Here is a 12,908-nt window from a genome sequence, read left to right as displayed (position 1 = left end):
ATCTCATCACTAAAAACTCACAACTCAAAGCTTACCTTATGCTTCATACAACAAAAATAATCTTCATTCTAACAGGTTTTTTGCTAATTTCTTGTGTTTCTATCCAAAAAAATACAACAGAAACGCTAAAAACGGGTGCTGAACAAACGGCTTTGTATTTACCAATGTTGAAAGGCAAAACAGTGGCTTTGGTCGTAAATCATACTTCTGTGATTGGGAAAACACATTTGGCAGATTCTTTAATTGCGTTGGGAGTAAAAGTTAAAACGATTTTTGCCCCAGAACATGGTTTTAGAGGAACAGCAGATGCTGGCGAACATGTAGCCAATGGCATTGACAAAAAAACAGGCTTGCCAATTGTTTCTTTATACGGTTCAAATAAAAAACCAAGCGTAGCACAATTAGAAGGAATTGATATTGTGATTTTTGATATTCAAGATGTTGGAGCGAGATTTTATACTTATACTTCTACCATGCACTATGTGATGGAAGCTTGTGCAGAAACTGGCAAAACAATACTAGTTCTTGACCGACCAAATCCAATGAGTCATCTTGTGGATGGTCCAGTGTTAGATAGAAAATTTGCTTCATTTGTCGGTTTAAATCCTGTGCCAGTGGTTCATGGTTGTACCGTTGGCGAATTGGCAGGAATGATTAATCAAGAAGGTTGGTTGAAAGATGGTGTAAAAGCAAATCTAAAGGTCATCAAATGTTTAAATTACAAGCATTCAACGCCTTATACTTTACCAATTGCACCTTCGCCAAATTTGCCCAATTTACAATCTATACTTTTATATCCTTCTATTTGTTTTTTTGAAGGAACAGAAGTAAGCGTGGGTCGTGGAACGGATAAGCAATTTCAAGTAATTGGTTCGCCAAATCCAGCAAATGGGAATTTTACTTTTACGCCTGTAGATAAACCGGGTGCAAAAAATCCACCACAAAAAGATAAACTTTGCTACGGTTTAGATTTAACCCAAGTTGATGCCCGAAAAGAGGGCTTTACTTTAAAATATGTACTCGACTTTTATCAAAAAGCGACGGATAAAACTAAGTTTTTTACCAGTATTCCTTCGTTTGATAGATTAGCAGGTTCTGATGATTTACGTAAACAAATCATTGCAGGAAAAACTGAAGCTGAAATTCGTGCTACTTGGCAAAAAGAGTTAGAAGCCTATAAAGTTATCAGAAAAAAGTATTTGCTATATGCTGAATAAGCCACAGAGCAATTATGTCGATTAATAAACATTAAATAAATCACACATTTTGAAACTCCTAAAGTTCTTCATAAAACTGTTTTTGATTGGATTTTTACCATTGTTAGCCATTGATGGAGCAAGGAAATTAGATTTAAGCCTTGACCCTCGCTCGCAAAATGCGTACATCGCAACAATTATCGACAAAACTAAGATGCTAGCATCTGTACCTAGTCCGAGATTGGTGTTGATGAGTGGCTCAAGTATGGCGTTTGGTGTAGATAGCGATTTGCTCGAAAGTGATTTAAAATTACCCGTTGTCAATGCGGCTTTGCATTATAATTTCGGTAGTCGCTACATGATGGAAGAGCTAAAAACGTATTTGAAAAAAGGCGATGTTATACTGCTAAGTTTAGAGTACATGGTTACTTCTGAAGGGGAATATGATGAACAATTACTTGCGGCAGATTTTTATCCGCCATCAAAACAATGGATTCACTTCCCCTCAATTACAGAACAAATGGGAGCTTATGCTGTACATCGATTGACGGATTGTCGATTAATTATTGGAGAAGCCATCAATCATTCCAGAAGTAAACCAATTAGTATTGCCGATACTACTTCTATTTTTTATAGAAATTGCTTTTCACCAAAAGGTGATTTACTCTGTCATTTGAATAATCCTAAAATTGAAATTGTCTATCCAACCTTATCATCATCAGATTTTACCGAACAAATCAAAGATTTAAATGATTTTTATGCTTTTGCACAAAAGAAAGGAGCTAAAGTATATTTTACTTTTCCATGTTTGGCACAAAAAAGCTACGAAGAAAATATGGGAACGATTCGGAAAATAAGTCAGCAAATTCACAAAGAACTAAAAATTCCGATTTTAGGAACGGCAGAAAATGCCTTGATGGACGATGCTTTTTTCTACGATAATGCTTATCATCCAAATGCAAAAGGAAGAGAAATTTTTACAAAAAGACTTTTAACACTCTTTGAAAACAGTGGATTCAAAGAAAAAAAGGAGGATTTAGAATAAGTTATTATCGCTAACTTCGCATCAGCAAATTGTAAAACGAAAAGCTTTTTCTCAACATTCCTCATTTTAGCCTTTGTGGACTATCCTAAAAATATAAAAACCAATGCTTATTTTTCTTATTTTATTTGCCATCATTTTAGCTTTTTTTGATTGTTATTTTAATTCAAAACGAATCAGAGAATCTTTGCTAAAAGCTTTATTGGTAAATGCTGTTTCGATTGTTTTTAGCACTGAAATTTTAAATGTATGCTTCAAAATTAACTTCGTTAATATTTTAGGTTTTTGGATTTTACTCATTTGTTTCTTGCTAGTTCGCTTATCAAAACATACTGATAAAAAAGAAAAAGCATTAGCGTTGTTTGAAAATATCAAAAAAGAAAGTACTGGGGCAAGTCTTTTTTTGATTCCTATTTTTATCATTTTGAGTATCACGCTTTTTTTGGCACTGATTTCTCCTGTCAATAATACAGATTCGCTTACTTACCATTTGTCAAGAATTATGTATTGGCTTCAAGATGAACATCTTAGTCATTTTGCAACGAATAATCACCGACAGGTAGCCTACAATATTTTTTCTGAATTAGTAATACTTCATTTATACGTTCTGGGGAAATCTGATTTTGCAGCCAATTTGGTGCAATGGTTTAGCTTTTTGGGAGCTATCGCCGCTTGTTCATTATTGATAAAACAATTAGGAGGAAGTATCAAAACACAATGGTTTGGCGCATTGATTGTAGCAACAATTCCGATGATTGTACTTCAAGCAACTTCTACGCAAAATGATTTAGTGGTTTCGTTTTTTGTAGTTTGTGGAGTTTATTTTTCTTTTAAATATGTCCAAGAATTTACGCTAGAAAATGCCATTTATTTTGGTTTAAGTCTTGGTTTGGCAGAATTGACCAAAGGAACGGGTTATATTTTCCTATTTCCATTTTGTCTTTGGCTGGCTTATCGTGTTTTGTTGAAAAAAAACTGGTGGAAATCATCTAAGATTTGGACGGGGCTTATCCTAATTGTACTTGTAAGTGTTGCTATTAATTTGGGTTATTACGCTAGAAACTGGGTGGTTTTTCATGACCCACTCGGTCATGCTTCTGATAGAATTTCTTTAGAAAATCATTCGCCTGCGGCATTGATTTCAAATATTACTCGTCAAATAGCTTTGCACATTGGAATGCACTCGCCTGGAAATATATGGAATAATTTCTGGATGAATATCTTGTTGAATTTACATGAATTATTAGGAATTAGCATTTCTGACCCTCTGACCACTTTTGGCGAAGACAGTGTTTTTAAAATTCCAAGATTCAGCACTACCGAAGATTTCTCTGGGAATTTCCTACATTTTTTACTCATTATATTTGCTTCATTTTTCTATTTTCTGAAAGCAAAAAAACAGCAAACGCTTAGTTTATTTTGGTTTGCTTGTGTTTTGGGTTTTATCATGTTTTGTGCTTTATTAAGATTTCAGCTTTTTGGAAGTCGTTTGCATAGTCCTTTTTTCTTGTTAATTTCATGTTTTTGTGCCTTAGTAATTGGAGAAAGAAAAGCGATAATTAAACCAATCGTAATCGTTTTAAGCTTGGCTACTTTACCTTTTTTACTATTGAATTTTCAGAAACCGATTATTTCATTTCATGGACTGACGATGCTTGCCAAGAAATTTATGTCAATTAATGAAAAATCAGGCGCTTTGGCTTTGTACCAAAAAAAGAGTATTCTTGATGCTACTTATCAAGATGTACTTACGCATGAAGGTTTGGATATTCAAGCGGCAGATTTTTTAACGATGAATGAAATTATCTTAAAAAAACACTTCAAATCTATTGGTTTAGAATTGTTGGAAGACGATAAAGATTATTTAATGCTAAGAGTATTAATTCCTGAAGGTATAGAAGTACGCCAAATTGCAGTGAAAGGCATTTTAGGAAAGTTAGAAAGTAAAACATTTTTGCCAGAAGCCATTGTTTCAAGTAGAAGTACTGCTCAGACGATTCAATTTCATCAACATATTTATCAGCGAATAGTAAAAGGTAAATATTTAAGTGTTTATAAAAGACAATAAGTAATGATTAGTAAATAGCGATTGGTGATTAGCATTTCAACCTTCTAATTATCATTTATTTACTAAAAACTAAAATATCAACATATCTCGTTGAAAACCTTTATGCCAAAGCATGAAAACTGATTTGGGCTTTCAAAAATTATGTTATTTAATTCATTAGAATTTTTAATCTTTTTTCCCGTCGTTACGATACTTTATTTTTTAATGCCGTATCGTTTTCGTTGGCTGTTATTATTGGTGGCGAGCTGTTATTTCTACATGGCTTTCGTGCCGATTTACATGCTTATTTTGGGTTTCACGATTGTCATCGATTATTATGCTGGTATTTATATTGAGCAGTCGGAGGGAAGTAGGCGAAAAATGTTTTTAACGATGAGCCTCATTGCCAATATTGGTGTTTTGGCGGTGTTTAAATATTATAATTTTTTGAACGAAAATATAGGTTTTTTATTCAAAGGTTTTGCGCTTGAAAACCCGATTCCTTATCTCAAAATCTTATTGCCAATCGGTTTGTCCTTTCATACTTTTCAGGCGATGTCTTATACAATTGAAGTATATCGTGGCAAACAAAAAGCGGAAAGACATTTTGGGATTTACTCTTTGTACGTGATGTTTTACCCACAATTAGTGGCTGGGCCAATTGAAAGGCCACAAAATGTGCTACATCAATTCCATGAAAAATTTGATTTTGATTATCAAAGAGTAACTGATGGTTTGAAATTGATGGCTTGGGGAATGTTCAAAAAAGTAGTCATTGCCGACCGTTTGGCGGTGATGGTCAATCAAGTGTACGACCATCCTTTTGAGCAAAAAGGAATTCCACTTTTGGTAGCGACTTCACTTTTTTCAATTCAAATTTTTTGTGATTTTTCTGGATATTCCGACATCGCTTTGGGTTCGGCACAAGTAATGGGCTTTGATTTAATGAAAAATTTTGATCGTCCGTACTTTTCAAAAACCATTTCTGAATTTTGGCGTCGTTGGCATATTTCTCTTTCTACTTGGTTTCGTGATTATCTGTACATTTCGATGGGTGGAAATAGGGTTTCAAAATGGCGAAGAGAATATAATGTTTTCATCGTTTTTTTAATGTCTGGAATTTGGCATGGAGCGAGTTGGAATTTCGTTATTTGGGGTGCTATGCACGGTTTTTACTTGATTTTTGCCAATCTTACGGTTGATTATAGGAATAAAATAGTAGCAATAATCGGGATTAAAAAGTCGCCTTTTTTCTATAAAATTATTCAGATTCTAACTGTTTTTTGTTTGACAAGTTTTGCATGGATTTTCTTCCGTGCAGTTGATTTCAAATCGGCTTATTATATCGCTACACATTTATTTACAGGAATTGGTGAACAGCTTTCGCAGATAAGTAATAGAAGTTTTATTGAAAAAAATATCTTTCTTGGGCAAGGCATTGCCAATTTTGTGATGGTTGTTTTTGCGCTGTTGGTCATGGAAACTGTGCATTATTTCCAAAGAGGAAAAAGTTTAAGAACAGTATTGAATCAGCAATCAGTTTTGTTTCGTTGGATACTCTATTACGGAATCATTTTAGCGATACTTTTCTTAGGAATGTTTGATGCACCGTCGCAGTTTATTTATTTCCAATTTTAAGTTCTGAAGAGATTTTTCAAAAAAAGTAAAATATATTACTTCAAAACCGCAAATTTTCCCGAAATTTGCGGTTTATTTTTTAGCATAGTTTTCGGGTCGCTCCATTTTGCTATCCGAATTCAGCAATCCGAAATCGAAAATGTCCGAAAAAATTCTTATCCTCGACTTTGGTTCACAAGTCACTCAATTAATTGCCCGTAGAGTTCGTGAACTTAATATTTATTGCGAAATCCATCCATACAATAAAATTCCATCGATTGGCGAAGACGTAAAAGGCGTAATTCTATCAGGAAGCCCATGTTCTGTACGTGAAGAAGATTCTCCACGAGTGGATATGAGTCTTTTCAGAGGAAAATTACCAGTTTTGGGCATTTGTTATGGCGCACAATTATTGGCTTTTACAGCTGGTGGAGAAGTATATAATTCTGGACATCGTGAGTACGGAAGAGCAAAATTGCAGAAAGTAGCGGAGAATCCATTATTGAACGATGTTTCTGAAAATAACCAAGTTTGGATGTCGCACGGTGATACCATCATGTCGATTCCAGACGATTTTGAAATCATTGGTTCAACAGAATCTGTAAAAATTGCCGCTTTCCATATTAAAGGAGAACAAACTTATGGGATTCAGTTTCACCCAGAAGTAACACACTCTTTAGAGGGAAAGACGATGTTGAAAAACTTCGTGATTGGCGTTTGTGGATGTTCACAAGATTGGACGGCAGATTCATTCGTCGATACAACTGTAGCTGAATTGAAAGCACAATTGGGCGACGATAAAGTAGTTTTAGGGCTTTCAGGCGGTGTTGATAGTTCAGTAGCAGCCGTTTTGATTCACAAAGCAATTGGCAAAAACCTTTATTGTATTTTTGTTGATAATGGTTTATTGAGAAAGAATGAGTTTGAAGATGTTTTGGAATCATACAAAAACCTTGGTTTGAACGTAAAAGGTGTTGATGCAAAAGAACAATTCTATTCAGCATTAGCAGGCTTGACAGACCCAGAAGCTAAACGTAAAGCCATCGGTAAAGTATTTATCGACGTTTTCGACCAAGAATCTCATTTAATTGAAGACGTAAAATGGTTAGGACAAGGTACAATCTATCCAGATATTATTGAATCAGTTTCAGTTAGTGGAGGTCCTTCACAAACAATTAAATCTCACCATAACGTTGGCGGTTTACCTGATTATATGAAATTGAAAATTGTTGAACCACTTAAAACTTTGTTCAAAGACGAAGTACGTTTGGTAGGTAAAACATTAGAAATTCCACAGTTTATTTTGGGTCGTCATCCATTCCCAGGACCAGGCTTAGGTATTAGAATTTTGGGAGATGTTACGGCTGAGAAAGTACAGATTTTACAAGAAGTTGATTATATTTTTATCAACGGTTTGAAAAATAAAGGCTTGTACGATAACGTTTGGCAAGCAGGAGCAATGTTATTGCCGATTCAATCAGTGGGAGTAATGGGCGATGAACGTACTTATGAAAGAGTAGTAGCGTTAAGAGCAGTTTCATCGGTTGATGGAATGACGGCTGACTGGTGTCATTTACCCTATGAGTTTTTAGCAGAGATTTCTAACGAAATTATCAATAAAGTAAAAGGTGTAAACAGAGTAGTTTATGATATTTCGTCAAAACCACCAGCTACAATTGAGTGGGAGTAATCAATAAAATTCTTTAAAAGTAGAGAGCTCGATGAATTGTCGGGCTTTTTGCTTTTGTTTTACACAAGTACTTATTAATAATTAGTTTATGCTATTTTACTCATCAAAATCTGGTTTTTTCTAATAATCAACCTGTTGCAAAAACTAATAACAATCACAAATTGCTAAGCACTTCTTGCCGTTTAATAATTTTTTGCTTGACTTTTTTACATATTTATTAAATTTGATTTTAAACTCTAAAAATCTAACAAAATGAACAAAATCACCCTATTCCTCCTCTTAGTAATTTCTACTATTTCTCTTGTTTCTTGTGAAGAAAAATTTGGACCGGATGTTGACCCAACACCAGCAGAAGCTACTATTACTGGTAAATGGTCATTTAAAAGTTTGGGTACAATTACAGACAAAAAAACGTATGAATTAACATTGGATGACATCAGAAAAATACCTGGCACTAATACTTCAAGTGTAGATTCAATTTCTAACACTTACGCTTATGAATTTAAGACGGATAGTACTTACCTTTCAGGAACAGACTCTGGAAAATGGAAATCTTCAAGTGATGGAAAAACAATCGTTTTGACTTCAAAAGTAACAAAGGGGATGAATGGGAAATACCAAGTTCAGACGTTATCAGTATTAACTCTTACTTCAAATGAATTAGTATTAGGTTACAAGAAATTTACAGCAGATGCTGATGGCGATTTTAATGCTACAACTTTTGAGGATTTTGTTTATTTAGCAATGGGTGGTCTTGCCCTGCAATACAAAGGAACTGAACAAGAAGCTAAAAGTGCAACTTCTATTCAAGGTACGATTAATCTTAAACGCTAGTAAAGGATTCAGACAATGCGGATTAATCATACTTTTACATTCAATTTTGCGTTTACAAAAAATTGAATGCTAATTGATTTTATTTTAACTGAAAAATACAACCCAATGAAGATTAAATTCTTGCTGTTTTTGGCATTAATAACATGCCTACCAACTTTCGCTCAGAAAGTAACTCAAAATGCCAATTATCAGTTTTTTATTGATTTAACAAAAGTTCAAAACGATAAATTAGAAGTATCATTGACTACTCCTAAAATCTCGAAAGATGAAGTAGTTTATAATTTCCCTAAAATTGTTCCGGGTACTTATGCCAATTATGATTTTGGACGTTATATCTCAGCGTTGAAAGCTTTTGATGAAAAAGGTAAAGAATTGTCTGTCACGAAGGTTGATGTTAATAGTTACAAAATAAAAGGAGCGAAAAAACTCAATAAAATTACCTATTTGGTAGATGATACTTGGGATTCACCTGAGATCTCTGGTGAATACGTTTTTGAACCTGCTGGAACAGATATTGAAGAAAATACACTTTTTGCGATAAATACGCATGGTTTCTTTGGTTACTTCGATGATTTAAAGCGTAGTACTTTCGAACTTACTTTCAGCAAACCAACTGGTTTTTATGGTGCTTCGTCATTGACGGCGACTAAATCAGACGATAAGAAAGATGTTTTCAGTGTTTCAAATTATAATGATTTGGTTGATGCGCCCATCATGTACTGCAAACCTGATACTACAATTTTGAAAGTTGGTGGAGCTGATATTTTGATTTCGGTTTATTCGCCAAACAAAAAAGCTACTTCTGCTGAAATTGCTGAGAATGTTAAAACTTTATTGGAAGCACAAAAAGAGTATTTAGGAGGCACTTTGCCCATTAAAAAATATGCTTTTGTGATTGTACTTTCTGATAATTTGAAAAACGGAAGTTATGGTGCTTTAGAACACTCTTACTCTTCTTTTTATTATTTGCCAGAATCTTCATCAGACGAACTTTCGCAAACTGTAAAAGATGTTTGTTCGCATGAATTTTTTCATATCGTAACGCCATTAAGTATTCATTCAAAAGAAATTGGAGACTTTGATTTCAACAAACCAAAGATGTCTAAACACCTTTGGATGTACGAAGGAATGACTGAATATGCTGCTGGACACATGCAAGCAAAATACGGTTTGATTGAATTGCCAATGTACATGAACATGCTTCGTTCTAAAATTGGAAATATGTACGACCGTTATAAAGATGATGTTCCTTTCACAGTAATGTCGGCAGATGTGTTGGAAAAATATAAAGACCAATACCAAAATGTATATGAAAAAGGTGCTTTAATCGGACTTTGTTTGGATATTAAACTTCGCCAATTGTCTGGTGGAAAATATGGTACTCAAAATTTGATGAGAGATTTATCAAAATATTATGGAAAAGATAAATCATTTAACGACGATGAGCTTTTCGATAAAATTGCTGAAGTAACTAAATTCCCAGAAATTCGTCAGTTTTTTGCTAAATATGTAGAAGGAAAAGAGCCTTTACCATTAGAAGAAAGTCTAAATAGCGTTGGGATTAATTTCCAAAAAACGAATAAGAAACTTGAAAAAACTTTAGGTTTCTCTGTGTATAACCTAGGAATCAATCCAGAAACTAAGGGTATTTTTATCATTGATGAAGATGGAATTGATGCTTTTGGAGCAAAAATTGGTTTCAAGGCTGGAGATGAATTGGTTTCTTTAAATGGAAAAGCATTAGGTTTAGAAACATTCAGAGCTACTCGTTCAGACTTTATCAATAATAGTAAAGAAGGTGATAATGTTGATTTTGTCGTGTTGAGAAAAGACGGAGATAAAAAAGTAGAAACAAAACTTTCGGCGAAAATCTTTATACCAGAAGTTGTTGAGAAAAATCTTCTTTCTCCAATGGAAAACCCAACTGAAGCGCAGGTTGCTTTGCGTAGAGCTTGGTTAGTGCCAGAAGGACAATAAGCAAAATAATCAAAGCCAGTCATTTTACATTTGACTGGCTTTTTAATTTCTTGCAGTGATGCAACGAAAATAAAGCGATTGATGTCTAGTCTTTAGCATTCTATCATTTTATATTTAACTGAATTTAAACTCTTACAACTATGAAATCAAAACAAACCTATTTATTTCTAATCCTTTTTTTCCTACTTCTTCAAGCTTGTAACCATAATGATTGTGGTTGTGTTACTCCACCTCAGAGCGGCTATGGGTTTTTCTATCCAATTTATAAACAATATGTTGAATACGAAGTAGAAGAAACACAATATGCTTTAAGCCAAGAACCTTCGGTGAAAACCTATCAAGTAAAAGAATTAGTCGATAGTTTTTTTACAGATATTGATGGAAAAGAAGCCTTGCTTATTAAAAGATTTCATCGAAATAATGAACAACAAGCGTGGAAATTAGACTCTGTTTTTACCTCAAAAAAACTCCAAGACAAGGCTTTAAAATCAGAGAATAATATTACGTATTTAAAGTTTATATTTCCTTTAAAAGAAAAAATGACTTGGGATATTAACCTATTTAATGCTTTTGGAAAAGATGAAGTAGTGGTTGAAAATCTATACAAGCCTTACACTGTTAATAATCAATACTTTCCGAGTACAGTTAGAATTGTTCAAGAAAATGATTCTACTTTAGTTGATTTAAAAAAGAAAATAGAAGTTTATGCAGATGGAGTAGGCTTGATTTATGCCGAAAAAACAGCACTCGCTTATTGTAATACTCCTGATTGTATCGGTAAAAATAAAGTTGATTTTGGAACACGTTTCATCATGAAATTTAAAAAGAATGGAAAAGAGTAATACCTGTCACTTTGTATCACCCTATAAAATACTGATTTTTTTACTCTTTTTTGTGAGCTTACTAAGCTTTCAAACTGCTTTTTCACAAGCTTTACCAGCGAAATACCTTTTAGTTTTTAAAGACAAAAACAATTCTCCTTATTCAATTACTCAGCCTTTAGCTTATTTGTCTGAACGCTCAGTAGCTCGTCGCCAGAAACAGAAAATCGCTTTTACCACTAGAGATTTACCCGTTAATCCTAGTTATATCGAAGAAGTAAAAAAGAAAGGAGCAAAAGTAATTTATACTTCACGTTGGATGAATGCGGCTTTGATAGAATGTTCTTCCACCGTTTTGACGAGTATTTTACAATTATCTTTTGTAAAAGGTTTGGAAGTCAATACTTCGATTGATAATCCCAACAATAGAACAGCCCGAAAATCATCTAAGTTTGAAAGTTATGAAACCGATGCACTCAATTATGGTTTATCTAAAACACAAATCGAAATGATTGGTGCAGATAAAATGCACGAACAAGGTTTTCATGGCGAAGGAATGATGATTGCGGTATTGGATGCAGGTTTTAACAATGCCAATAATATTGCAGCTTTAAAGCCACTTTTTGATGAAAACAGAATTATAGGTACTTATGATTTTGTAAAAAAAGAAAAAGCGGTTTATGAAGATGATGGACACGGAACATCGGTTTTATCGTGTATGGGCGCTTACTTGGACGGACAAATCGTTGGAACTGCTTATAAATCTTCTTTTTTATTATTACGTACAGAAGATGCTTTTTCGGAATATCTAATTGAAGAAGCCAATTGGCTTTTTGGGGCAGAGTATGCCGATAGTGTTGGGGTTGATTTAATCAATTCGTCACTAGGTTATAGTACTTTTGATGATGCCAGTACTAGTCATAAATATTCAGACTTGAATGGGAAAACAACCATCGCCGCTAAAGCAGCTACTTGGGCGGCATCGGTAGGAATTGTTTGTGTAATCAGTGCAGGAAATGAAGGAAATGATGCTTGGCGATATATTTCAACACCTGCCGATGCCGATTCAATCATTACTGTAGGCGCAGTAAATGCGTTGAAATCTTATGCTATTTTTAGTTCGATTGGCCCTTCGGCTGATGGGAGAGTAAAGCCAGATTTAGTAGCATTGGGACAAAGTTCCGCCATTGTTACTCCTTCAGGCACGGTTACTACAAGTACTGGAACTTCTTTTTCTTCACCAATTTTATGTGGAATGGTAGCGGGCTTTTGGCAAGCAAATCCAACGCTTACAGCAATGGAAGTAATAGATAGATTAAGAAAATCGGGAAGTCAATATGAAAATCCAGATGAGAGATTGGGCTATGGTATTCCTGATTTTACTAGAGCGAATACTCCAACTGTTGTGTTATCTACTCAAGATGAAAGCAATGCGCTTTTCAAAGCATATCCGAATCCGACTTCTGGAGAAATTACGATTCAACTTAACGAGACTAAGGTCAATCAATATTTTACCAGTTTAATGGACATTACTGGCAAGACGCTACTTTATCAGCCCATCAATTCCCAAATCTTCAAACTATCATTAGCGCATTTAAACAGAGGAACATACTTTCTACGCATCGGTAATGAAAGTAAAAGTACTTTGGTGAAGGTTTTGAAAGTGGAGTAACTGTTGGTTGTA

The 12,908-nt window shown here is 34.2% G+C and carries 9 protein-coding genes; all 9 read left to right on the top strand.

What is annotated here, in order from left to right:
• Positions 1-38: 38 nt before the first annotated feature.
• The gene (locus ABID42_RS09490) at positions 39-1,217 is read left to right on the top strand and encodes an exo-beta-N-acetylmuramidase NamZ family protein (RefSeq protein ID WP_367283463.1); all 1,179 of its coding nucleotides are present in this window, start codon (positions 39-41) and stop codon (positions 1,215-1,217) included.
• A gap of 82 nt (positions 1,218-1,299) precedes the next feature.
• On the top strand, positions 1,300-2,241 hold the full coding sequence (locus ABID42_RS09485) for a hypothetical protein (protein WP_367283462.1): 942 nt from the start codon (positions 1,300-1,302) through the stop codon (positions 2,239-2,241).
• Between the two features lie 103 nt (positions 2,242-2,344).
• On the top strand, positions 2,345-4,306 hold the full coding sequence (locus ABID42_RS09480) for an ArnT family glycosyltransferase (RefSeq protein ID WP_367283461.1): 1,962 nt from the start codon (positions 2,345-2,347) through the stop codon (positions 4,304-4,306).
• A gap of 141 nt (positions 4,307-4,447) precedes the next feature.
• Positions 4,448-5,923, top strand: coding sequence for an MBOAT family O-acyltransferase (locus ABID42_RS09475; RefSeq protein WP_367283460.1), 1,476 nt, complete (start codon positions 4,448-4,450; stop codon positions 5,921-5,923).
• A gap of 139 nt (positions 5,924-6,062) precedes the next feature.
• Positions 6,063-7,592, top strand: coding sequence for a glutamine-hydrolyzing GMP synthase (gene guaA, locus ABID42_RS09470; protein WP_367283459.1), 1,530 nt, complete (start codon positions 6,063-6,065; stop codon positions 7,590-7,592).
• 252 nt (positions 7,593-7,844) lie between these two features.
• Positions 7,845-8,426, top strand: coding sequence for a hypothetical protein (locus ABID42_RS09465; protein ID WP_367283458.1), 582 nt, complete (start codon positions 7,845-7,847; stop codon positions 8,424-8,426).
• A gap of 105 nt (positions 8,427-8,531) precedes the next feature.
• A complete protein-coding gene (locus ABID42_RS09460; protein WP_367283457.1) occupies positions 8,532-10,403 on the top strand; it encodes a M61 family metallopeptidase in 1,872 nt (623 codons plus the stop codon).
• A 140-nt stretch (positions 10,404-10,543) separates the two neighbouring features.
• A complete protein-coding gene (locus tag ABID42_RS09455; protein ID WP_367283456.1) occupies positions 10,544-11,245 on the top strand; it encodes a hypothetical protein in 702 nt (233 codons plus the stop codon).
• Positions 11,232-12,896, top strand: coding sequence for a S8/S53 family peptidase (locus tag ABID42_RS09450; RefSeq protein ID WP_367283455.1), 1,665 nt, complete (start codon positions 11,232-11,234; stop codon positions 12,894-12,896). Before ABID42_RS09455 ends, ABID42_RS09450 begins: the two co-directional genes overlap by 14 nt.
• Positions 12,897-12,908 lie beyond the last annotated feature (12 nt).

The organism is Arcicella rosea (assembly GCF_040543805.1).
Classification (GTDB): Bacteria; Bacteroidota; Bacteroidia; order Cytophagales; family Spirosomataceae; genus Arcicella; species Arcicella rosea.
This window is presented reverse-complemented; position numbering and strand designations above follow the sequence as displayed.